Raw genomic sequence first — 22,338 nt, 5'->3', positions numbered from 1 at the left:
CCTCGTGCGAAATAGGGTGGGGGCTCAGGCCAGGGCAGCGGCGTACAGGTCGGGCTTGAAGCCAACCAGGGTACGCGCGCCAAGGTCGAGCACCGGGCGTTTGATCATCGACGGCTGGGCCAGCATCAGCTCGACGGCCTTGGCCTGGTCGAGGTCTGCCTTGCTGGCGTCGTCCAGCTTGCGGAAGGTGGTGCCGGCACGGTTGAGGATGACTTCCCAGCCGTGTTCGTCGCACCAGCGGTTCAGGCTGTCACGGTCGATGCCTTGGGTTTTGTAATCATGGAATTCGTAGGCGATGGCTTTGTCTTCGAGCCAGGTACGCGCCTTTTTCATGGTGTCACAGGCTTTGATGCCGTAGAGCGTGTAGGTCATTGTGTACATTGGGGATACAGGTTGCCCCAATCTCTCCGTTTTTCGATGTCAGTCGCGGGATTATGCGGGAACGAGACTGGGAGCGCCACGGGTGTGCAAGTCTTGGGGGTTGGTGGGGCGTGGTTAGGTCTGCCTTGAGTCTTGTAGCGCGTTTGAGATCGAACGCCGCCAGGTTCCTGGCTTAAGACATTCAGCGCCTTTGAGATCGAGCGCCGCCCGCGCGGCGCTTCGCGGGTAAACCCGCTCCTACGTTTGTTTCGGGCCAGTTATGCCTGTGGCATTTGCGCGCGAACGCCTTGGCGCACGCCTCGATATCGCGTCGTACAAACAAGGCGGTCGCGCGGGTCTGGCACAGGCGATACTGGCCCGAAACAAATGTAGGAGCGGGTTTACCCGCGAAGCGCCGCGCGGGCGGCGCTCGATCTCGCAGGCGCTGAATCTCTTAAGCCGGGAACCTGGCGGCGCTCGATCTCTTGGCGCACGCCTCGATATCGCGTCGTACAAACAAGGCGGTCGCGCGGGTCTGGCACAGGCGATACTGGCCCGAAACAAACGTAGGAGCGGGTTTACCCGCGAAGCGCCGCGCGGGCGGCGCTCGTTCTCGCAGGCGCTGAATGTCTTAAGCCGGGAACCTGGCGGCGCTCGATCTCAAAGGCGCTACAAGACTCAAGGCAGGCCCTACCATCAAACCTAAGTATCATCATGTTACATATTCAACCTCCACCTGCGACTATCGTGCAGCGGCCCCAGCTCGCCGATCGCCGCTAACATATTGTTTCAATGGCGATGTTTCGCCCCGTTGTCGTTTCTGGTTCACAAAGGAAGCCTTACCGGATGCAGTCCGCCTACACCGTCCTCATCCTGCTGACCCTGGTCAGCCTGTCGAAGCTGGTCGGCCGTGTGATCCCGCTGCCATTGCCGCTGGTACAGATTGCCGCCGGTGCCTTGCTGGCGTGGCCGACGCTGGGCCTGCATGTAGCCCTTGACCCCGAATTGTTCCTGTTCCTGTTCCTGCCTCCGCTGCTGTTCGCCGACGGCTGGCGCATCCCCAAGCGTGAGTTATGGCGCATTCGTGGCCCGGTAGTGGCGCTGGCCGTGGGGCTGGTGTTGTTCACCGTGGTCGGGGCCGGTTACTTCATCCACTGGTTGCTGCCGAGCATCCCGTTGCCGGTGGCCTTCGCCCTGGCCGCAGTGCTTTCGCCGACCGACGCCGTGGCCGTTTCGGCCATTGCCCAGGACCGCCTGCCCACTCCCCTGATGCACATGCTGCAGGGCGAGGCGCTGATGAACGACGCGTCAGGCCTGGTAACCTTCAAGTTCGCCTTGGCGGCGGCGATCACCGGGGTGTTTTCGTTGGCTGACGCCAGCTTCAGCTTCGTGTTGGTCGCACTGGGCGGCCTTGCGGTGGGCGTGGTACTGAGCTGGTTGATCGGTCGCCTGCGCATGTGGATGATCACCCGGGGCTGGGACGATCCGGCTACCCATGTGGTGTTCATGTTGCTGCTGCCGTTCGCAGCCTACGTGCTGGCCGAGCGCCTGGGCGTTTCGGGTATTCTCTCGGCAGTGGCGGCCGGCATGATGCAGAGCTGGCTCGACCTGCTGCCGCGTCAGACCAGTACCCGCCTGCTCAACCGCAGTGTGTGGTCGTTGCTGGAGTTTGCCTTCAATGGCCTGATCTTCCTGTTGTTGGGCTTGCAGTTGCCAGACATCATCAAGGCCGTGGTCAGCCACGAAGCGACCCTCTGGCCGACATTGGCCTACCGCTGCCTGGACGTGGTGGCGATCTTTGCCGCACTGATTGTGTTGCGGTTCATCTGGGTCCAGAGTATCTGGCGCTCGATCGGCGTGGTCCGTCGCTGGCGCGGCAAGCCGGCACTGGTGCTGATGCCTACGGCGCGTTCCTGCTGGTTGCTGACCTTGGGGGGTGTGCGCGGCGCTGTCACCCTGGCGGGTGTCATGTCGATCCCGTTGCTGATAGGGGCTGGTACAGCGTTCCCGGAGCGTGACCTGCTTATCTTCATTGCTGCGGGGGTAATCCTGCTGTCGTTGATCAGCGCCTGCATCGCGCTGCCGATATTACTGCGCGGGGTGACCAAGAGCCCTGACGAGCGCTTGCACCAAGAGGTGCAGGAGGCCTGGCGGCGCACAGCCGAGGCGGCGATTCATGCCTTGGAGGCAGAAGAGGTGATCGACAGCAACGCACCGCAGGATGCTGCGCAGGCAACGTTGGCGACCGAGTTGAAGGCGCGCTTGATGGCTGAATACCGGGATGAGCTGGAAAGCTACGACGACAGTGCCGAAGCCAAGGCCCTGGCCGCACAGATGGACTTGCTGGAGCGGCGTTTACGCTTGCGTGCCCTGAGGGCGCAGCGGTTGGAGCTGTACAACCTGCATCGTCAGCACCTGGTGGGGGATGAGGTGGTGCGGCAAGTACTGGGTGAGCTGGATATGAGTGAGGCGAACCTGGGTTCAGTCAAGTAGATCCCAAGAGGGCTGCGTTGCAGCCCCTGTAGGAGCGGGTTTACCCGCGAAGAATCCAACGCGGTAAATGGCACCGGCCGTGCCGCGCTGGTAACCCGCTCCCACAGGCTGGACTGCCCCCAAGAAGTTGGACACCAATCCAACCCTTGGGGGATCTATGGGTAAGTACACCGAGCAATTCAAGCTCACAGCGATCACAGCCTACCTGGATGGCAGCAACGGTTTCCGAAAGGTGGCTCAACACTTAGGTATCGATTTCAGCCTGCTTCGACGCTGGGTGGCCAGTTATCAGGCCAATAATGGCATTGGTCCAGGCTCGCATGGGCGGCGCTATACCAGTGATTTCAAACAGCAGGTGCTTAGCTATATGCACGAGCATCGGCTTTCGCTGCGCCAGACCGCTGCCCACTTTGGTCTTGGGCAGTCTTCTCAGATAGGCATTTGGCAGCGGCAGTACTACAGTGGCAGTCCTGCACCCTCTACTGCCATCAAGCCAAGAAAGCCAATCGACGTGTCGAAGAAGATCAAGCCTGCCAAACCCACCGATACCAATGATGATCAGAAGTCTCGAGATCAGCTGATGGCTGAACTTGAGTACCTGCGCATGGAGAATGCTGTCCTAAAGGAGCTCAAGGCTCTGCGCGAGGAAAAGGAACGAACACGCGGGAAAAAGTCCTGATCGTTTCCAAACTCAAGCGCAGGTTTCCTTTGCCTGACCTCCTTCAACTGGTCGAGCTGGCGCGCAGCACCTTCTACTACCAGCTCAAAGCTCAGCAGAAGCCAGATCGGCATGCTGAGCTCAAGGCATTGGTGCATCGCGTCTACCACGAGCAGAAAGGGCTTTATGGTTATCGCCGTATCGCACTCGTAATCAGGAAGGAAAAGCGGGTGAACAAGAAGGTCATTGAACGGCTGATGGCTGAGCAGGGATTGAAATCAGTAGTGCGCCCCAAGAAATATCGCTCCTATCGAGGTACCGTCGGTAAAGTGGCAGCGAATGTACTGGAGCGAAATTTTATCGCTCAACGCCCAAACCAAAAGTGGGTGACTGACGTAACCGAGTTCAAAGTAGCTCAACAGAAGCTCTATCTGTCGCCCGTGATGGATTTGTACAACGGCGAAATCGTGGCCTACGAAATGGCCAGCCGCCCGTGCTATAGCCTGGTTGGGAACATGCTTGGCAAAGCGCTCGATTGCCTGGGAGAGAAACCGAAGCTCGTGCTGCATTCGGATCAGGGATGGCATTACCAGCAGGCGCAATACCGCCGTAAGCTAAGCGAATGTGGGGTAAAGCAGAGCATGTCTCGAAAAGGCAATTGCCTGGACAACGCGGCCATGGAAAGCTTCTTCGGCACGCTCAAGTCTGAGTTTTTCTACCTGAAGCGTTTCGAGAGCATTGATGAGCTGAGAGCGGGTCTGGATGAGTACATTCACTACTACAACCATGATCGCATCAAGCTGAGGCTCAATGGCCTGAGCCCTGTGGAGTACAGGGCTCAGGCTGCAGCTTAAAACTGTCCAACTTTTGGGGGGCAGTCCAGGCCCCTGCCAGATCAGCGGTTTTGCAGGAAGGTGCGAATCCGCTCGGCCGCCTCGATGCATTCGGCCAGCGGTGCAACCAGGGCCATGCGCACGCGCCCGGCACCCGGGTTCACGCCATTCACTTCACGCGACAGGTACGACCCCGGCACCACGGTCACATGCTGGGCTTCGAACAGGTCGCGGGTGAACTCGGCATCGTCGCCCGGTACCTTGGCCCACAGGTAGAAACTGCCGTCCGGGCGTTGCACGTCCAGTACCGGCTGCAGAATATCCAGCACGGCATCGTACTTGGCTCGGTATTGGTCGCGGTTCGCGCGCACATGCGCCTCGTCCTGCCAGGCAGCGATGCTGGCCAGCTGGGTTTGCACCGGCATCGCGCAGCCGTGGTAGGTGCGGTACAGCAGAAACGGCTTGATGATCTGGGCATCGCCCGCGACGAAGCCCGAGCGCAGCCCAGGCAGGTTGGAGCGCTTGGACAGGCTGTGGAACACCACGCAGCGCGCAAAATCGCTGCGGCCAAGCTCGGCGCATGCCGACAGCAGGCCTGGCGGTGGCGCATCCTCGTCGAAGTACAGCTCGCTGTAGCACTCGTCGGCGGCGATCACGAAGTCGTGTTCGTCAGCCAGGGCAATCAGCTTCTTCAGGGTGTTCATTGGCACCAGCGCACCGGTAGGGTTGCCCGGCGAGCACAGGAACAGGATCTGGCAACGCTTCCACACCTCGGCCGGTACGGCGTCGAAGTCCGGGTTGAAACCGTTGTTTTCCAGGCACGGCAGGTAGTGCGGGGTGGCACCGGCCAGCAGCGCTGCGCCTTCGTAGATCTGGTAGAACGGATTGGGGCTGATCACCAGGCCGTCATCGGCGCGGTTGACCACGGCCTGGGTGAAAGCGAACAGCGCTTCACGGGTGCCGTTGACCGGGAGGATGTGGCGGTCGGCGTCCAGCCAGCCGGCGGGCACGCCAAAGCGTCGTTCGCACCACTGGCCGATGGCCTGGCGCAGGGCTGGCAAACCAAGGGTGCTGGGGTAAACCGCCAGCTTGTCGAGGTTGTCGGCCATGGCCTGGGCAACGAACGCCGGCGATTCGTGCTTCGGCTCACCGATCGACAGGGCGATGGCGCGTTTGTCCGCCGCAGGCTTCACGCTGCCCAGCAGGGCGCGAAGCTTTTCGAACGGATAGGGCTGAAGCTGGGTCAAGGCATGGTTCATCGGCGCAAGGTCTCGTCAATCGTCTAATCGTTAAAAGGTCACGCGGGTCTGGCTGGTGTCGCTACCTTGGCCGGCCTGCAGTTGCTGCACGATGGCTTCCTGCAGGCGGCTGCACAGCTGCGGGTCTGACAGCGGCTGGTTGTCGGCATCGGTAATGAAGAACACGTCTTCTACCCGCTCGCCGAGGGTGGCGATCTTGGCGTTTTGCAGTGACAGGTCGAACTCCAGGAAGATCCGCCCCAGCCGGGCCAGCAGGCCCGGGCGGTCTGGCGCGGTGATTTCGAGGATGGTCACCGGCCGCTGGGCATCGTTGAGGATGGTCACTTGCGGCGGGAAGTCGAAGTGCTTGAGCTGCCGCGGCACCCGGCGCTGGATGATGGTCGGGTAGTCCTCGGGGTTGCGCAGCGCTTCTGTCAGGCCGTCGCGAATCTGCTTGACCCGCTGCGGGTTGTCGCCGATCGAGCCGCCGTCGTTGTCCAGCACAATATAGGTGTCGAGGGTGAACTGGCTGCTCGACGTGATGATCCGTGCGTCGTGGATGTTCAGGTTCAACTGCGACATGGCCGCCACCGTCACGGCGAAGAAATCGTGCTGGTCGGGGGCATAGATGAAGATCTGCGTGCCGCCTTCGAACTCGCGCTGGGTGGTTTCCTTGATCAGCACCAGCGGCCCGCCATCGGCCGGTTGCTGCAGGATCGCATCCGTGTGCCAGGCCACGTCGGCGGCGGTGTGCTTGAGGAAATAGTCATCGCCCAGTTGCGCCCATAGCTGCTCGACGTCATCCGGGTCGGTGCCCTCGCGCACCAGGATATCCAGCGCTGAAGACTGGGTCTGGCGAATCTGCTCTTCACGGTCCAGCGGGTTTTCCAGGCCGCGGCGCAGGGCGCGCTTGGTTTCGGTGTACAGCTGGCGCAGCAGGCTGGCCCGCCACGAGTTCCACAGGCTGGGGTTGGTGGCGTTGATGTCGGCCACGGTCAGTACGTACAGGTAGTCAAGGCGCGTCTCGTCGCCCACGTGCAGGGCAAAGTCGTTGATCACCTGCGGGTCGGACAAGTCCTTGCGCTGAGCGGTGGTCGACATCACCAGGTGGTTCTGCACCAGCCAGACGATCAGGCGGCTGTCCCAGGCCGGCAACTGGTGCCGTTCGCAGAACTTCTGCGCGTCCACTGCACCGATTTCCGAGTGGTCGCCCTGGCGACCCTTGCCGATGTCGTGGTACAGGCCGGCCAGGTAAATCAGCTCGGGTTTGGGCAGGCGCCCCATGAGCTTGCTGGCCAGCGGGAATTTCTCGGACACCGGCGTGTATTGCAGCTTGCGCAGGTGCTTGATGAGGTTGAGGGTATGCGCGTCGACCGTATAGATGTGGAACAGGTCATGCTGCATCTGCCCGACGATCAGGCCGAACTCTGGCAGGTAACGGCCGAGAATGCCGTAGCGGTTCATCCGGCGCAGGTTGCGGTGGATGCCGATTTCGCACTTGAACAGCTCGATGAACAGGCTGGTATTGCGGATGTCGGTGCGGAACGTGTCGTCGATCAGGTGGCGGTGTTCGCGCAGCAGGCGCACGGTATCGGCACGCACGCCCTTGATCTCGGGGTGTTGGGCCATCAGTACGAAGATTTCCAGCATGGCGAATGGCGTGCGCTTGAACACGTTCGGATGGGCGGCCTCGATGTAGCCGTCATGCAGGCGGAACCGCGCGTTCAGCGGCTGGGTGCTGCCACTTTCCTCATCGGCGAGGATAACCTCTTCGAAGTGCTGGATGATCAGGTCGCACAGCTGGCTGATGCTCATCACCACCCGGTAGTACTGCTGCATGAATTGTTCGATCGCCCGCTTGGGGTTTTCATCGCTGTAGCCCAGCAGCGTGGCGATGCTGCGCTGGTGGTCGAACAGCAGGCGGTCTTCGGCGCGTCCGGCCAGCATGTGCAGGGCATAACGGACTTTCCAGAGGAAGTCCTGGGACGAAGCCAGCAGTTCATTCTCGCTTTCCAGCAAGAAGCCTTCGCCGGCCAGTGCATGCAGGTTGAGCGTCCCGTACTGGCGGCGGGCCACCCAAAGGACCGTCTGGATGTCACGCAGGCCACCTGGCGAACCCTTGACGTTGGGTTCGAGGTTGTACTCCGTGTCGTTGTACTTGTGGTGGCGGGCCTTGAGTTCGGCGCGCTTGGCCAGGAAGAACTCCTTGCTCGGCCACATGTGCGCGGTGCTGGTGACTTCCAGCATGCGCTGGCGCAAGGCCTCGGGGCCGGCGATGGTGCGGCTTTCCATCAGGTTGGTGATCACCGTCAGGTCGGCGCGGGCCTGTTCGGCGCACTCGTCGACGGTGCGCACGCTCTGGCCGACTTCCAGGCCAATGTCCCACAGCAAGGTCAGAAAGCGCTCGATGGCGTCGCGGTACTGCTCGTGCTCGGCAGCGCCCAGCAGAATCAGCAGGTCGATGTCCGAGTGCGGGTGCAGTTCACCGCGCCCGTAGCCGCCCACCGCAACCAGGGCGATGCCGCTCTGGTCGCCCCAGTCGAACTGGTTCCACGCCTGTTGCAGGATATTGTCGACGAGCCAGGCGCGGGCCTCGATCAGCGGGCGGATGTCGCTGCCGGCGCTAAAACGTTTGTCGAGCACCTCGCCGGCCAGGCGGATGGCTTTCTTGAAGGCGGCGATGGGGCTCGCCTTGAGGGCCAGTTCCGCCTGGAACTGGCCACGGTCGAACAGCTCGGGATCCACCTGGGGCATCGCGTCACGTTCCTGTCGTGGGGTGGCCTGTCGGAGTGCGGTCAGGCCGAAGTGCGCGGGATGGTGTCGTCCTTGCGCAGGGTGAAGATCTCGTAGCCAGTCGCAGTCACCACCAAAGTGTGTTCCCACTGGGCCGAGAGCTTGCGGTCCTTGGTGATGGCGGTCCAGCCGTCGCCCAGCACCTTGGTGTCGGCCTTGCCTTGGTTGATCATCGGCTCGATGGTGAAGGTCATGCCTTCCTTCAGCTCCATGCCCGTGCCCGCGCGGCCGTAGTGGAGGATCTGCGGCTCTTCATGGAACACCTTGCCGATGCCATGACCGCAGAACTCGCGCACCACCGAGAAGCCGTTCTTTTCCGCGTGCTTCTGGATCACTTCACCGATGTCGCCCAGGCGGCAGCCCGGCTTGACCAGCTCGATGGCCTTGTACATGCATTCCTGGGTGACCTTGGACAGGCGCTCGGCCCAGACCGGCACGTTACCGACGTGGAACATGCGGCTGGTGTCGCCGTGGTAGCCGTCCTTGATCACGGTGACGTCGATATTGAGCGTATCACCGTCCTTGAGCGGCTTGTCGTTGGGGATGCCGTGGCAGACCACATGGTTGATCGAGGTGCAGATCGACTTCGGGTAGCCCTTGTAGTTGAGCGGTGCCGGGATGGCCTGCTGAACGTTGACGATATAATCGTGGCACAGGCGGTCGAGCTCTTCGGTGGTGACACCGGGCTTGACGTGTTCTTCGATCATTTCCAGCACTTCGGCGGCCAGGCGGCCAGCGATGCGCATCTTCTCGATGTCTTCTGCGGTCTTGATGGTGACGGTCATTACAGGCTCTCTACGGCGCCGTGCACGGCGCGAACAAACGGGAAAGGCCGGATTCTAGCAGAGCAGGGCGCCGATCGGTCGGGATAAAGGCGGTCATGCTGTTGTCTACAGCTGGCATTCTGGCGCGAAAGCCGGGGTGCTGCAAAAAGTGCTGACAGACGCAACAGTATCCGGGTTCCGTTCGCTCGCGGTCTGTGGTATAAAATGCGCCGCTTTCGGGGACGACCCCGTCAGCACTTAACCCACACACGTGTCGACACGATGACCTGGGTGCCCCGAGTTGCAGAATTCGCGGGTTGGTCATTGGGATACGTGGAGGCCCAACCCGACTTATCAAGGAACTATCATGTCCCAAGTCAACATGCGCGATATGCTGAAGGCCGGTGTGCACTTCGGCCACCAGACCCGTTACTGGAACCCGAAAATGGGCAAGTACATTTTCGGCGCGCGTAACAAGATCCACATCGTCAACCTGGAAAAAACCCTGCCAATGTTCAACGACGCTCTGTCGTTCGTAGAACGCCTGGCCCAGGGCAAGAACAAGATCCTGTTCGTCGGCACCAAGCGTTCCGCCGGCAAGATCGTCGCCGAGCAAGCAGCTCGTTGCGGTTCGCCGTACGTTGACCACCGTTGGTTGGGCGGCATGCTGACCAACTACAAGACCATCCGCGCTTCGATCAAGCGTCTGCGCGACCTGGAAACCCAGGCCGAAGACGGCACTTTCGCCAAGCTGACCAAGAAAGAAGCCCTGATGCGCTCCCGCGACCTGGAAAAACTGGATCGCAGCCTGGGCGGCATCAAGGACATGGGCGGTCTGCCAGACGCTCTGTTCGTTATCGACGTTGATCACGAGCGCATCGCGATCACCGAAGCCAACAAGCTGGGTATCCCGGTTATCGGCGTTGTCGATACCAACAGCAGCCCGGAAGGTGTTGACTACATCATCCCAGGTAACGATGACGCCATTCGCGCTATCGAGCTGTACATGACTTCGATGGCTGACGCAGTCATCCGCGGCCGCAACAACGTTGCCGGCGGCACCGAAGTTTACGCTGAAGAAACGGCTGCACCTGCTGCTGAGTAATAGGCGCTAGCGTCTACTTGGCACGCAAAAAGGGGGCTTTGCCCCCTTTTTGCCACCTTGAAATCCTGCTGTCAGCATCGGCCCCGCATCATGGGCCTGCTGAAATGAAAACAGCGGATTTGCAGAATTGAACGCCCGTGATTGACGGGTGGAATGGTTGAAAAACTTTCCAAGAGGATTTTGAAATGGCAGCAATTACTGCAGCGCTGGTAAAAGAACTGCGCGAGCGTACCGGCGAAGGCATGATGGATTGCAAAAAGGCCCTGGAAAAGGCCGGCGGCGACATCGAGAAAGCCATTGACGACATGCGTGCCTCGGGCGCCATCAAGGCCGCCAAAAAGGCTGGCAACGTCGCTGCTGAAGGCGCTATCGCCGTCAAGACCGACGGTACATCCGCCGTCCTGCTGGAAGTGAACTCGCAGACCGACTTCCTGGCCCTGCAAGACGACTTCAAGAACTTCGTGGCTGAAAGCCTCGAAGAAGCCTTCGCCCAGAAGCTGACCGACGCCGCTCCGCTGATCGCCTCGCGTGAAGCTGCTCGTGAAGCCCTGGTTGCCAAGTGCGGCGAGAACGTCAACATCCGTCGCCTGGTGCGCGTTGAGGGTGACGTTGTCGGTGCCTACCTGCACGGCAACAAGATCGGCGCTGTCGTCGTTCTGAAAGGCGGTGACGTGGAGCTGGCGAAGAACATCGCCATGCACGTTGCGGCTTCGAACCCTGAGTTCCTGGATTCGTCGGAAATCTCCGCCGAGGCCATCGAGCGCGAGAAGAATGTCTTCCTGCAGCTGAACGCCGACAAGATCGCCGGCAAGCCGGAAAACATCGTTGAGAACATGATCAACGGTCGTATCACCAAGTTCAAAGCCGAAGCCTCGCTGAAAGAGCAAGCCTTCGTCATGAACCCGGAAGTCAAGGTTGGCGAGCTGGCCAAGAAAGCCGGTGCTGAAATCGTTTCCTTCACCTACTTCAAAGTAGGCGAAGGCATCGAGAAGCCAGTCGACGACTTCGCTGCTGAAGTTGCCGCTCAGGTAGCTGCTGCCAAGCAGTAAGACAGCCCCGTCTGTCGCCCCAAAGAGGCTGCCCGCTCACGCGCGCAGCCTCTTTGTCAAAACGGAGAGGGGTTTATACGACTCCCTCTTCGCTGGCACCGAAGCGGTGCCACGCTACAGTTAGCAGGCTGCAAACAGCCCGCACGAATTTTCTAAAAGTACGCCGCAGGAGAGACTCGCAATGGCTCAGCAGGTGAGTGGTCGCCAACCTCGCTATAAACGCATTTTGCTCAAACTTAGCGGCGAGGCCCTGATGGGCTCGGAAGACTTCGGGATCGACCCGAAAGTGCTGGATCGCATGGCGCTTGAAGTTGGCCAGTTGGTAGGGATCGGCGTCCAGGTCGGCCTGGTGATCGGTGGTGGCAACCTGTTCCGCGGCGCCGCGCTCAGCGCAGCCGGCATGGATCGCGTCACGGGTGACCACATGGGGATGCTGGCTACCGTGATGAACGGCCTGGCCATGCGCGATGCGCTGGAGCGCTCGAACATCCCGGCCCTGGTCATGTCGGCCATTTCCATGGTGGGTGTCACCGATCATTACGATCGCCGCAAAGCTATTCGTCACCTCAACTCCGGGGATGTGGTAATTTTCTCCGCCGGTACCGGCAACCCGTTCTTCACCACCGACTCCGCGGCCTGCCTGCGCGCCATCGAAATCGATGCTGACGTGGTGCTGAAGGCGACCAAGGTCGATGGCGTGTACACTGCCGATCCATTCAAGGACCCGCATGCCGAGAAATTCGATCACCTGACCTACGATGAGGTTCTGGATCGCAAGCTGGGTGTGATGGACCTGACCGCAATCTGCCTGTGCCGTGACCACAAGATGCCATTGCGGGTATTCAACATGAACAAGCCTGGCGCCCTGCTGAACATCGTGGTGGGTGGCGCTGAAGGCACACTGATCGAGGAAGGCCAAGCATGATCAACGACATCAAGAAAGACGCGCAGGAGCGCATGGGCAAGTCCATCGAAGCCCTGTCCCGCAACCTGGCTGCAATCCGCACCGGTCGCGCTCACCCAAGCATCCTGGACAGCGTCAAGGTTACCGCCTGGGGCAGCGAAATGCCGTTGAACCAGGTCGCCGCGATCACCGTCGAAGATGCCCGCACCCTGAAGATCGTCGCTCACGACAAGAATCTCAGCGCTGCCATCGAAAAGGCCATCCTCACCTCCGATCTGGGCCTTAACCCGTCCAGCGCCGGTACCACCATCCGTGTCCCGATGCCGGCCCTGACCGAGGAAACCCGCAAGGGCTACACCAAGCAGGCCAGCGGTGTTGCCGAGGATGCCAAGGTAGCCGTGCGCAACGTGCGCCGCGACGCCCTGGCTGACCTGAAAAAGCTGACCAAGGACAAGGAAATCAGCGAAGACGAAGAGCGTCGCGCCGCGGACGAGATCCAGAAGCTGACTGACAAGTTCGTCGCCGAAGTCGATGCTGCCTTCAAAGCCAAGGAAAAGGACCTGATGGCCGTCTAAGGCCGGGGTTTTTTAATGGAAAAGACCAAGCCAGCGGCGCCGTCCTCGGTGCCGCGTCATGTCGCGATCATCATGGATGGCAACAACCGCTGGGCGAAAAAGCGCCTGCTGCCCGGCGTGGCCGGGCACAAGGCGGGTGTGGATGCCGTTCGCGCGGTCATCGAAGTCTGTGCCAAGTCCGGGGTCGAGGTACTGACCCTGTTCGCCTTCTCCAGCGAGAACTGGCAGCGCCCTGCCGAAGAGGTCGGTGCGCTGATGGAGCTGTTCTTCTCGGCGCTGCGCCGTGAGGCCAAGCGCCTTGACGAGAACAATATCAGCCTGCGCATCATCGGCGACCGTTCGCGTTTCCATCCTGAGCTGCAGGCCGCCATGCGCGAGGCCGAGGCGGTGACCGCTGGCAACAACCGTTTCATTCTGCAGATAGCAGCCAACTACGGTGGCCAGTGGGACATCGCCCAGGCTGCCCAGCGGCTGGCGCGGGAAGTGCAAGCCGGGCACCTGCGCCCGGAAGACATCACGCCGGGCCTGCTGCAGACCTGTCTGGCAACCGGCGAGCTGCCGTTACCAGACCTTTGTATTCGCACCGGTGGCGAGCACCGCATCAGCAATTTCCTGTTGTGGCAGCTGGCCTATGCCGAGTTGTACTTCTCCGACCTCTACTGGCCGGACTTCAAACACGAGGCCATGCGCAATGCCCTGGCCGATTTCGCTTCGCGCCAGCGCCGCTTCGGTAAGACCAGCGAGCAGGTCGAGGCTGGAGCTCGTGCTTAATGCTTAAACAACGCATCATTACTGCGCTGATCCTGCTGCCGGTCGCGCTGGGTGGTTTCTTCCTGCTCAATGGCGGGGATTTCGCCCTGTTCATCGGCTTCGTAGTGACCCTCGGTGCCTGGGAGTGGGCGCGCCTGGCCGGGCTGATGGCCCAGCCGCTGCGCATTGCCTATGCAGCGGTGGTCGCGGGGGCGCTGATGCTGCTGTACATCCTTCCGGAACTGGCGCCCTGGGTACTGGGCGCTGCGGTGATCTGGTGGGGGCTGGCCACCTGGCTGGTGCTTACCTACCCGCGCAGCAGCGACCTGTGGGCCAGTGCTGCCTGTCGGTTGCTGATCGGCCTGCTGGTGTTGCTGCCGGCCTGGCAAGGGTTGGTGCTGCTCAAGCACTGGCCCCTGGGCAACTGGCTGATCCTGTCCGTCATGGTGCTGGTGTGGGCCGCCGACATCGGTGCGTACTTCTCTGGCCGGGCATTCGGCAAGCGCAAGCTGGCTCCGCAGGTCAGTCCGGGCAAGAGCTGGGAAGGCGTGTACGGTGGCCTGGCGGTCAGCCTGTTGATTACCCTGGGTGTCGGCATCAGCCGCGACTGGGGCTTTGGTCAGATCCTGCTGGGCCTGTTGGGCGCTGCGTTGCTGGTGATGTCCTCGGTGGTCGGTGACCTGACCGAGAGCATGTTCAAGCGTCGCTCCGGTATCAAGGACAGCAGCAATCTGTTGCCCGGGCATGGGGGTGTGCTCGATCGCATTGACAGCCTGACGGCGGCAATCCCGATCTTCGCCGTCCTGTTGTGGGCTGCCGAATGGGGTGTGATGTGAGTCGCCCGCAGCGTATTACCGTACTCGGGGCCACCGGCTCCATTGGCCTGAGCACGCTGGATGTGATTGCGCGTCATCCTGACCGTTATCAAGCGTTTGCCCTCACTGGCTATTCGCGCATCGACGAGCTGTTGGCCTTATGTGTGCGTCATCGCCCGGCATTCGCTGTGGTGCCGAGCACTGAGGCGGCGGTGAGGTTGCGTGCGGGTCTGGCTGCGGCCGGCTGCACCACCGAGGTGCTGGAAGGTGAGGCCGGGCTTTGTCAGGTGGCGTCGGCCGCTGAAGTGGATGCAGTGATGGCAGCCATTGTCGGTGCTGCCGGCCTGCGGCCCACGCTGGCAGCGGTCGAGGCCGGCAAGAAGGTGTTGCTGGCCAACAAGGAAGCACTGGTGATGTCGGGCGCACTGTTCATGGAGGCGGTGCGGCAAAAAGGGGCCGTGCTGCTGCCGATCGACAGCGAACACAACGCTATCTTCCAGTGCATGCCAGGCGACTACGCCCGTGGTCTGAGTGCCGTCGGTGTGCGCCGGATCCTGCTTACCGCGTCCGGCGGGCCGTTCCGCGAAACGCCGGTCGAGGCGCTGCTGGACGTGACCCCGGAGCAAGCCTGTGCGCACCCTAACTGGTCCATGGGGCGCAAGATTTCCGTGGATTCGGCCAGCATGATGAACAAAGGCCTCGAGTTGATCGAAGCCTGCTGGTTGTTCGATGCCGTGCCATCCAAGGTTGAGGTGGTGGTGCACCCGCAGAGCGTAATCCACTCGCTGGTCGACTACGTGGACGGTTCGGTACTCGCGCAGTTGGGTAACCCGGACATGCGTACGCCGATCGCCAGCGCGTTGGCCTGGCCGGAGCGGATCGATTCCGGGGTTGCCCCTCTGGACCTGTTCGCCATCGCCCGTCTGGATTTCCAGGCGCCCGACGAACAACGCTTCCCTTGCCTGCGCCTTGCGCGGCAGGCTGCCGAGGCCGGCAACAGCGCACCTGCCGTGCTCAATGCGGCCAACGAGGTTGCGGTCGAGGCATTTCTTGAACGGCGCATCCGCTTCCCGGAGATCGCGGGTATGATCGAACAGGTACTCGACCAGGAACCGGTCGTGCCGCTGCCGTCGCTGGATGCGGTATTTGCCGCCGATCAGCGTGCCCGGGAGCTTTCCCGTGAGTGGTTGAGGCGTCACGGCCGCTGATGCAGCCCCGCCAAGGTTCGTGAGGGGGCTGGGCAGGAATGCCCGCCCGCTGAACATCATTCGGAGATGGACATGACAGCGCTCTACATGATTATCGGCACCCTCGTGGCGTTGGGTGTGCTGGTCACTTTCCACGAATTCGGGCACTTCTGGGTGGCGCGCCGCTGCGGCGTCAAGGTGCTGCGTTTCTCGGTGGGTTTCGGCACGCCGCTGCTGCGGTGGCATGACCGCCACGGCACCGAGTTCGTTGTTGCGGCCATTCCTCTGGGTGGCTACGTCAAGATGCTCGACGAGCGCGAAGGCGATGTGCCGCCGGCGCTGGCCGGGCAGTCGTTCAACCGCAAGTCGGTGCGCCAGCGTATTGCGATTGTCGCGGCAGGCCCGATCGCCAATTTTCTGCTGGCTATCCTGTTTTTCTGGGTGCTGGCGATGCTGGGTACCCAGCAAGTCCGCCCGGTTATCGGCGCGGTCGACAGTGGCAGCCTGGCAGCATCTGCAGGGCTGACCGCAGGTCAGGAAATCGTTTCTGTAGATGGCAAGCCGACCAACGGTTGGTCGGCGGTCAATTTGCAGCTGGTTCGTCGTCTGGGCGAGAGCGGTACCTTGCAGATTGGTGTGCGCGATGAGGGCGCCAGCGCCGAGCGTCAGCTGCAGGTCAAGCTGGACAGTTGGCTCAAGGGCGCCGACGAGCCGGACCCGATTCAATCCCTGGGGCTGCGCCCTTGGCGCCCGGCGATCACCCCGGTGCTGGCCGAGATCGATCCGAAGGGGCCGGCTGCCGCTGCGGGCCTGAAAACCGGTGACAAGCTGCTGGCTCTGGACGATGTGGCAGTGACTGAATGGCAGCAGGTTGTCGACCGCGTGCGCGCCCGCCCGGATGCCAAGGTCGTGGTGCGAGTGGAGCGCGATGGCGCTGCCCTGGAGTTGCCGGTGACCTTGGCCCGCAAGGGGGAGGGCAAGGCCGTCGGTGGCTATCTTGGCGCTGGCGTCAAAGGTGGCGAATGGCCTGCCAACATGCTCCGCGAAATCAGCTACGGCCCGCTGGATGCGGTGGGTGAGAGCTTGTCGCGTACCTGGAACATGAGCGTCCTGACCCTTGAATCGCTGAAGAAAATGCTGTTCGGGGAGCTCTCGGTAAAAAACTTGAGTGGACCGATAACCATTGCTAAAGTGGCGGGCGCTTCAGCCCAGTCCGGCGTGGGGGATTTCCTGAATTTCCTGGCCTACCTGAGCATAAGCCTGGGGGTTCTTAACCTGCTGCCCATTCCAGTACTGGACGGGGGGCATTTGCTGTTTTACCTGGTCGAGTGGGCGCGCGGTCGTCCGCTGTCGGATCGGGTGCAAGGTTGGGGGGTTCAGATCGGTATCAGTTTGGTCATAGGGGTGATGTTGCTCGCCCTGATCAACGATCTGGGTCGACTATAAAGCTTCGCTCAATTGCGAACCTGCCGTTTTGTGACGGCAGGTTGTTTATTGCCAGTTGGAATAAAAGGACTTCATGAAACGTCTGCTGCTAACTGCGGTCATGTCCGCACTGATGATCGCTGAAGTTCACGCCGAGTCCTTCACCATCTCCGATATTCGCGTCAACGGCCTGCAGCGGGTTTCCGCTGGCAGTGTGTTCGGTGCCTTGCCGCTGAACGTTGGCGACCAGGCCGACGACCGTCGCCTGGTGGACTCGACTCGTTCCTTGTTCAAGACCGGGTTCTTCCAGGACATCCAGTTGAGCCGCGATGGCAATGTGCTCATCATCAACGTGGTCGAGCGCCCGTCGGTGTCGAGCATCGAGATTGAAGGCAACAAGGCGATCAGCACCGAAGACCTGATGAAGGGCCTGAAACAATCGGGCCTGGCCGAAGGCGAGATCTTCCAGCGTGCCACCCTCGAAGGTGTGCGTAACGAGCTGCAGCGCCAGTACGTGGCCCAAGGCCGCTACTCGGCCGAGGTCGACGCCGAGGTGGTGCCGCAGCCGCGCAACCGTGTGGCGCTGAAGATCAAGATCAACGAAGGCACCGTCGCCGCCATCCAGCACATCAACATCGTGGGCAACAACGTATTCGATGATGAGACCCTGGGGCAGCTGTTCGAGCTGAAGACCACCAACTGGCTGTCGTTCTTCAAGAACGACGACAAGTACGCCCGTGAAAAACTCTCCGGTGACCTGGAGCGCCTGCGTTCCTACTACCTGGACCGCGGCTACATCAACATGGACATCGCCTCCACCCAGGTGTCCATCACGCCGGACAAGAAGCACGTCTACATCACCGTCAACATCAACGAAGGCGAGAAATACACCGTTCGCGACGTGAAGCTGTCCGGTGACCTCAAGGTGCCGGAAGACCAGGTCAAGTCGTTGCTGCTGGTGCAGCCGGGCCAGGTGTTCTCGCGCAAGGTGATGACCACCACGTCCGAGCTGATCACCCGCCGCCTGGGTAACGAAGGCTACACCTTCGCCAACGTCAACGGCGTGCCACAGCCGAACGACCAGGACCACACCGTCGACATCATGTTCGTGGTCGACCCGGGCAAGCGTGCCTACGTCAACCGCATCAACTACCGCGGCAACACCAAGACCGAAGACGAAGTGCTGCGTCGCGAAATGCGCCAGATGGAAGGTGGCTGGGCGTCGACCTACCTGATCGACCAGTCCAAGACCCGTCTTGAGCGCCTGGGCTTCTTCAAGGAAGTCAACGTCGAGACCCCGCAGGTGCCTGGCACCGACGACCAGGTCGACGTCAACTACAGCGTCGAAGAGCAGGCCTCCGGCTCGATCACCGCCAGCGTCGGTTTCGCCCAGAGCGCCGGCCTGATCCTGGGTGGTTCGATCAGCCAGAGCAACTTCCTCGGTACCGGTAACAAGGTGTCCATCGGCCTGACCCGTTCGGAATACCAGACCCGTTACAACTTCGGCTTCGTTGATCCCTACTTCACCGCCGATGGCGTCAGCCTGGGCTACAACGCCTTCTACCGCAGCACCGATTACGAGGACCTCGACGTCGATGTTGCCAGCTACGCGGTGGACAGCTACGGTGCCGGCGTCAGCCTGGGCTACCCGATCAGCGAAACCTCGCGCCTGACCTACGGCCTGAGCGTGCAGCAGGACAAGATCAAGACCGGCAAGTACACCGTTGACGAGATCTTCGACTTCCTCGAGCAGGAAGGTGACAACTTCCTGAACTTCAAGGCCTCGATCGGCTGGTCCGAGTCGACCCTGAACAAAGGCGTACTGGCCACCCGTGGTCACTCGCAAAGCCTGACCCTGGAGTCCACCGTTCCGGGCAGCGACCTGTCGTTCTTCAAGCTTGACTACCGTGGCCAGCTGTTCAAGCCGATCACCAGCGACTACACCCTGCGCCTGCATACCGAGCTGGGCTATGGTGATGGGTACGGCAGCACCTCCGGCCTGCCGTTCTACGAGAACTATTTCGCGGGTGGTTTCAACTCCGTCCGTGGCTTCAAGGACAGCAGCCTGGGCCCGCGCAGTACCCCGAGCATCGGCGAGGCCGCAGGTGGCAAGCCAGGCACCATCGCCGACCCGGATCAGGATCCGTTGCCGTTTGGTGGTAACGTGCTGGTGCAAGGCGGTGCCGAGCTGCTGTTCCCGCTGCCATTCGTCAAGGACCAGCGTTCACTGCGCACTTCCGTGTTCTGGGACGTGGGTAACGTGTTCGACACCAATTGCGGCAACAAACCTGATTGCGAGAAGGTCGGGTTCTCGGGCATGGCCAGTTCGGTCGGCCTGGGCGTGACCTGGATTACCGCACTGGGCCCGTTGAGCTTCAGCCTGGCAATGCCGGTCAAGAAGCCGGACGATGCCGATACCCAGGTGTTCCAATTCTCTCTGGGCCAGACCTTCTAAGGTCGGCCCTTGCTTAATGACAACGGTTTATCCAGGAGTGCATCGTGCGTAAATTGGCTCAATTGGCCGTAGTGGCCGCGGCGCTGGTCGCCACCCCGGCTTTCGCCGAAATGAAGGTTGCCGTCCTGAACTACCAGATGGCCCTGCTCGAGTCGGATGCCGCCAAGAAGTATGCGGTTGATGCCGAGAAGAAATTCGGTCCGCAACTGACCAAGCTGAAAAGCCTGGAAAGCAGTGCCAAGGGCATCCAGGACCGCCTGATCAAGGGCGGCGACAAGATGCAGCAGCAGGAGCGTGAGCGCCTGGAGCTCGAGTTCAAGCAAAAGGCCCGCGATTTCCAGTTCCAGTCCAAGGAACTGAACGAAGCCAAGGCCGTTGCTGATCGCGACATGCTCAAGCAACTGAAGCCGAAGCTGGATGGTGCTGTCGAGGAAGTGATCAAGAAGGGCGGCTACGACCTGGTCCTCGAGCGTGGTGCGGTCATCGATGTCAAACCTCAGTACGACATCACCCGCCAAGTCATCGAGCGCATGAACCAAGCCCGTTGATATGAGTGTGACCATGACGCTAGGCCAGCTGGCCGAGGTACTCGGAGCTACCCTCAAGGGGCCCGAGGCGCTGCAGATTACCGGGTTGGCCACCTTGCAAGAGGCTGGCCCGACGCAGTTGAGCTTCCTCGCCAACCCGCAGTACCGCAAGTACCTGGATAACAGCCAGGCCGGCGCGGTGCTGCTCAAGGCTGCGGATGCCGAAAGCTTTGCCGGCAATACCCTGGTCGTGGCGGACCCGTACCTGGCTTACGCGCGGATTTCCCACCTGTTCGATCCCAAACCCAAGGCTGAGGCGGGAATACATCCCAGCGCCGTGGTGGCGGAAGATGCCCAGGTGGACGCCAGCGCCAGCATCGGGCCGTTCGCGGTCATCGAAAGTGGTGCGCGCATCGGCGCCAACGTCAGCATCGGCGCACACTGCTTCATCGGTGCCCGCTGTGTGGTCGGTGAAGGTGGTTGGCTGGCACCGCGTGTCACGCTGTATCACGACGTGACCATCGGTAAGCGTGTGGTCATCCAGTCGGGTGCCGTGATCGGCGGTGAGGGCTTCGGCTTTGCCAACGAGAAGGGTATCTGGCGCAAGATTGCACAGATCGGCGGCGTCACCATTGGTGATGACGTTGAGATCGGTGTCAATACGGCTGTCGACCGTGGCGCGCTGTCCGATACCCGGATCGGCGACGGGGTCAAGCTGGATAACCAGATCCAGATCGCTCACAACGTGCAGATCGGTGATCACACTGCCATGGCCGCTTGCGTCGGAATCTCCGGCAGCACGCGCATCGGCAAGCACTGCATGCTGGCCGGTGGTGTGGGGCTGGTTGGGCACATCGATATTTGCGATAACGTTTTCGTTTCCGGAATGACCATGGTTACCCGTTCGATCACTGAACCGGGTTCCTATTCTTCCGGCACTGCCATGCAGCCGCTGGCTGACTGGCGCAAGAGCGCCGCGCGTATCCGCCACCTGGACGACATGGCCAAGCGTCTCCAGCAGCTGGAAAAACGCGTCGATACCGTGACCTCAGGTGGCCTGCCGACATCAGAAGGCTGATACCATTCCCTGAGCAAGAGTGAACAGTCGCTAGCTGGCTCCTCTTTGGATTGCAAAAGGAGCGTGTGGTCAGCACCTGCGCTCCCTATTCTTATTACAGGCTTCCCCACCGAAATGATGGACATCAACGAGATTCGCGAATACCTGCCTCACCGCTACCCGTTCCTGCTGGTAGACCGTGTGACGGATCTGGACTTCGAGGCCCAGAGCATTCGTGCCTACAAGAATGTCAGCATCAACGAGCCGTTTTTCAATGGCCACTTCCCGGCACACCCGATCATGCCGGGTGTCCTGATCATCGAAGCCATGGCCCAGGCGGCCGGCATCCTTGGTTTCAAGATGCTCGATGCCAAGCCGGCCGATGGCACCCTGTACTACTTCGTCGGTTCCGACAAACTGCGTTTCCGTCAGCCGGTTCTCCCGGGCGACCAGCTTGTGCTGGAGGCGAAGTTCCTCAGCCGTAAAAGCATGATCTGGAAGTTCGAGTGCCGCGCCCTTGTCGATGGCAAGCCGGTCTGCTCGGCAGAAATCACCTGCGCGGAACGCTCCCTATGAATTCGATTGATCCTCGGGCCATTATCGATCCGTCGGCCAAGCTGGCCGACGGCGTCGAGGTCGGCCCTTGGTCGATCGTTGGCCCTGATGTCGAAATCGGGGAGGGCACCGTTATCGGCCCGCATGTTGTGCTCAAAGGCCCAACCCGCATCGGCAAGCACAACCGTATCTTTCAGTTTTCCTCGATCGGTGAAGACACCCCGGACCTTAAGTACAAGGGTGAGCCGACGCGCCTGGTGATCGGCGATCACAATGTGATTCGCGAAGGGGTGACCATCCACCGCGGTACTGTTCAGGATCGCTCGGAAACCACCGTGGGTGACCATAACCTGATCATGGCCTATGCCCACATTGGCCACGACAGTGTCATCGGCAACCACTGCATCCTGGTCAACAACACGGCGTTGGCAGGTCATGTACATGTGGGTGACTGGGCGATCCTGTCCGGTTACACCCTGGTTCACCAGTACTGCCATATTGGCGCCCACGCGTTTTCCGGCATGGGCACGGCCATTGGCAAGGACGTTCCGGCCTTCGTTACCGTGTTCGGCAGCCCGGCCGAAGCCCGCAGCATGAACTTCGAGGGCATGCGCCGCCGCGGTTTCAGCGACGAGGTGATCCATGTGCTGCGTCGTTGCTACAAGATTGTCTACCGTCAGGGCCTGACCGTCGAAGACGCGCTCAAGGAGCTGGCCGAACCGGCCACGCAACACCCTGAGGTCGAGCTGTTCCGTCAGTCGATCCTGAGCTCCGCTCGCGGCATCACGCGCTGAT

General features: G+C 61.2%; 19 protein-coding genes. 15 read left to right on the top strand and 4 right to left on the bottom strand.

The window, feature by feature from the left end:
- Positions 1-24 precede the first annotated feature (24 nt).
- Positions 25-372 carry an ArsC family reductase gene (locus KW568_RS22995; RefSeq protein WP_003252272.1) on the bottom strand — a complete coding sequence of 116 codons (348 nt, stop codon included), beginning with the start codon at positions 370-372 and terminating at the stop codon, positions 25-27.
- Positions 373-1,206: 834 nt separating this feature from the next.
- Here KW568_RS22995 and KW568_RS22990 point away from each other — a divergent pair.
- Positions 1,207-2,853, top strand: a complete 1,647-nt coding sequence (locus tag KW568_RS22990; RefSeq protein WP_004574731.1) for a Na+/H+ antiporter — start codon at positions 1,207-1,209, stop codon at positions 2,851-2,853.
- A gap of 157 nt (positions 2,854-3,010) precedes the next feature.
- A protein-coding gene (locus KW568_RS22985) for an IS3 family transposase (RefSeq protein WP_085983016.1) occupies positions 3,011-4,365 on the top strand; the annotation gives its coding sequence in 2 pieces (ribosomal slippage) (positions 3,011-3,484 and positions 3,487-4,365; 1,353 coding nt in all).
- A gap of 41 nt (positions 4,366-4,406) precedes the next feature.
- On the opposite strand, the gene dapC is transcribed toward KW568_RS22985, so the two are convergent.
- The 3 genes from dapC to map are packed head-to-tail and all read right to left on the bottom strand — an operon-like array spanning position 4,407 to position 9,160.
- Complete coding sequence (gene dapC, locus KW568_RS22980) at positions 4,407-5,603, bottom strand: succinyldiaminopimelate transaminase (RefSeq protein ID WP_004574730.1); 1,197 nt, start codon at positions 5,601-5,603, stop codon at positions 4,407-4,409.
- Positions 5,604-5,633: 30 nt separating this feature from the next.
- Positions 5,634-8,336 (bottom strand): [protein-PII] uridylyltransferase, encoded by a 2,703-nt coding sequence (locus KW568_RS22975; protein ID WP_003252283.1) that lies wholly within the window; start codon positions 8,334-8,336, stop codon positions 5,634-5,636.
- A 41-nt stretch (positions 8,337-8,377) separates the two neighbouring features.
- Positions 8,378-9,160 carry a type I methionyl aminopeptidase gene (gene map, locus KW568_RS22970; protein ID WP_003252286.1) on the bottom strand — a complete coding sequence of 261 codons (783 nt, stop codon included), beginning with the start codon at positions 9,158-9,160 and terminating at the stop codon, positions 8,378-8,380.
- Positions 9,161-9,506: 346 nt separating this feature from the next.
- On the opposite strand from map, the gene rpsB reads away from it, so the two are divergent.
- From rpsB to lpxA, 13 genes are all read left to right on the top strand, one after another.
- Positions 9,507-10,244 (top strand): 30S ribosomal protein S2, encoded by a 738-nt coding sequence (rpsB, locus tag KW568_RS22965; protein WP_259536899.1) that lies wholly within the window; start codon positions 9,507-9,509, stop codon positions 10,242-10,244.
- A gap of 185 nt (positions 10,245-10,429) precedes the next feature.
- A complete protein-coding gene (tsf, locus tag KW568_RS22960; protein ID WP_003252290.1) occupies positions 10,430-11,293 on the top strand; it encodes a translation elongation factor Ts in 864 nt (287 codons plus the stop codon).
- A gap of 181 nt (positions 11,294-11,474) precedes the next feature.
- Positions 11,475-12,218, top strand: coding sequence for a UMP kinase (gene pyrH, locus KW568_RS22955; RefSeq protein WP_003252294.1), 744 nt, complete (start codon positions 11,475-11,477; stop codon positions 12,216-12,218).
- Positions 12,215-12,772 (top strand): ribosome recycling factor, encoded by a 558-nt coding sequence (gene frr, locus KW568_RS22950; RefSeq protein WP_003252296.1) that lies wholly within the window; start codon positions 12,215-12,217, stop codon positions 12,770-12,772. Before pyrH ends, frr begins: the two co-directional genes overlap by 4 nt.
- 15 nt (positions 12,773-12,787) lie before the next feature.
- On the top strand, positions 12,788-13,543 hold the full coding sequence (gene uppS / locus KW568_RS22945) for a polyprenyl diphosphate synthase (RefSeq protein ID WP_003252299.1): 756 nt from the start codon (positions 12,788-12,790) through the stop codon (positions 13,541-13,543).
- Positions 13,543-14,358 carry a phosphatidate cytidylyltransferase gene (locus KW568_RS22940; RefSeq protein WP_003252301.1) on the top strand — a complete coding sequence of 272 codons (816 nt, stop codon included), beginning with the start codon at positions 13,543-13,545 and terminating at the stop codon, positions 14,356-14,358. The genes uppS and KW568_RS22940 overlap by 1 nt, the downstream gene beginning before the upstream one ends.
- Positions 14,355-15,545: a 1-deoxy-D-xylulose-5-phosphate reductoisomerase gene (gene ispC / locus KW568_RS22935; protein ID WP_004574729.1), complete on the top strand. Its 1,191-nt coding sequence runs from the start codon at positions 14,355-14,357 to the stop codon at positions 15,543-15,545. The genes KW568_RS22940 and ispC overlap by 4 nt, the downstream gene beginning before the upstream one ends.
- A 72-nt stretch (positions 15,546-15,617) precedes the next feature.
- The gene (gene rseP / locus KW568_RS22930) at positions 15,618-16,970 is read left to right on the top strand and encodes an RIP metalloprotease RseP (protein ID WP_004574728.1); all 1,353 of its coding nucleotides are present in this window, start codon (positions 15,618-15,620) and stop codon (positions 16,968-16,970) included.
- Between the two features lie 73 nt (positions 16,971-17,043).
- Positions 17,044-19,404 carry an outer membrane protein assembly factor BamA gene (gene bamA / locus KW568_RS22925; RefSeq protein ID WP_054888936.1) on the top strand — a complete coding sequence of 787 codons (2,361 nt, stop codon included), beginning with the start codon at positions 17,044-17,046 and terminating at the stop codon, positions 19,402-19,404.
- Positions 19,405-19,448: 44 nt separating this feature from the next.
- On the top strand, positions 19,449-19,952 hold the full coding sequence (locus tag KW568_RS22920) for an OmpH family outer membrane protein (protein ID WP_003252311.1): 504 nt from the start codon (positions 19,449-19,451) through the stop codon (positions 19,950-19,952).
- A gap of 1 nt (position 19,953) precedes the next feature.
- Positions 19,954-21,009, top strand: coding sequence for a UDP-3-O-(3-hydroxymyristoyl)glucosamine N-acyltransferase (lpxD, locus tag KW568_RS22915; RefSeq protein WP_003252312.1), 1,056 nt, complete (start codon positions 19,954-19,956; stop codon positions 21,007-21,009).
- Between the two features lie 114 nt (positions 21,010-21,123).
- Positions 21,124-21,564 carry a 3-hydroxyacyl-ACP dehydratase FabZ gene (gene fabZ, locus KW568_RS22910; RefSeq protein WP_003252314.1) on the top strand — a complete coding sequence of 147 codons (441 nt, stop codon included), beginning with the start codon at positions 21,124-21,126 and terminating at the stop codon, positions 21,562-21,564.
- Positions 21,561-22,337, top strand: coding sequence for an acyl-ACP--UDP-N-acetylglucosamine O-acyltransferase (lpxA, locus tag KW568_RS22905; protein ID WP_003252316.1), 777 nt, complete (start codon positions 21,561-21,563; stop codon positions 22,335-22,337). Before fabZ ends, lpxA begins: the two co-directional genes overlap by 4 nt.
- Position 22,338 lies beyond the last annotated feature (1 nt).

Source organism: Pseudomonas sp. HD6515, from assembly GCF_024971855.1.
Lineage (GTDB): Bacteria > Pseudomonadota > Gammaproteobacteria > Pseudomonadales > Pseudomonadaceae > Aquipseudomonas > Aquipseudomonas alloputida.
The sequence above is the reverse complement of the archived record's forward strand: the minus strand, read 5'-3'. Positions and strand labels throughout refer to the sequence as shown.

Bases quoted from the DNA above. Each gene is read 5' to 3' on its own strand.
- tsf (WP_003252290.1), top strand. From the start codon at position 10,430: ATGGCAGCAATTACTGCAGCGCTGGTAAAAGAACTGCGCGAGCGTACC.
- KW568_RS22995 (WP_003252272.1), bottom strand. From the start codon at position 372: ATGACCTACACGCTCTACGGCATCAAAGCCTGTGACACCATGAAAAAG.
- KW568_RS22975 (WP_003252283.1), bottom strand. From the start codon at position 8,336: ATGCCCCAGGTGGATCCCGAGCTGTTCGACCGTGGCCAGTTCCAGGCG.
- dapC (WP_004574730.1), bottom strand. From the start codon at position 5,603: ATGAACCATGCCTTGACCCAGCTTCAGCCCTATCCGTTCGAAAAGCTT.
- KW568_RS22940 (WP_003252301.1), top strand. From the start codon at position 13,543: ATGCTTAAACAACGCATCATTACTGCGCTGATCCTGCTGCCGGTCGCG.
- rpsB (WP_259536899.1), top strand. From the start codon at position 9,507: ATGTCCCAAGTCAACATGCGCGATATGCTGAAGGCCGGTGTGCACTTC.
- map (WP_003252286.1), bottom strand. From the start codon at position 9,160: ATGACCGTCACCATCAAGACCGCAGAAGACATCGAGAAGATGCGCATC.
- rseP (WP_004574728.1), top strand. From the start codon at position 15,618: ATGACAGCGCTCTACATGATTATCGGCACCCTCGTGGCGTTGGGTGTG.
- lpxD (WP_003252312.1), top strand. From the start codon at position 19,954: ATGAGTGTGACCATGACGCTAGGCCAGCTGGCCGAGGTACTCGGAGCT.
- frr (WP_003252296.1), top strand. From the start codon at position 12,215: ATGATCAACGACATCAAGAAAGACGCGCAGGAGCGCATGGGCAAGTCC.
- KW568_RS22990 (WP_004574731.1), top strand. From the start codon at position 1,207: ATGCAGTCCGCCTACACCGTCCTCATCCTGCTGACCCTGGTCAGCCTG.
- fabZ (WP_003252314.1), top strand. From the start codon at position 21,124: ATGATGGACATCAACGAGATTCGCGAATACCTGCCTCACCGCTACCCG.
- lpxA (WP_003252316.1), top strand. From the start codon at position 21,561: ATGAATTCGATTGATCCTCGGGCCATTATCGATCCGTCGGCCAAGCTG.
- bamA (WP_054888936.1), top strand. From the start codon at position 17,044: ATGAAACGTCTGCTGCTAACTGCGGTCATGTCCGCACTGATGATCGCT.
- uppS (WP_003252299.1), top strand. From the start codon at position 12,788: ATGGAAAAGACCAAGCCAGCGGCGCCGTCCTCGGTGCCGCGTCATGTC.
- pyrH (WP_003252294.1), top strand. From the start codon at position 11,475: ATGGCTCAGCAGGTGAGTGGTCGCCAACCTCGCTATAAACGCATTTTG.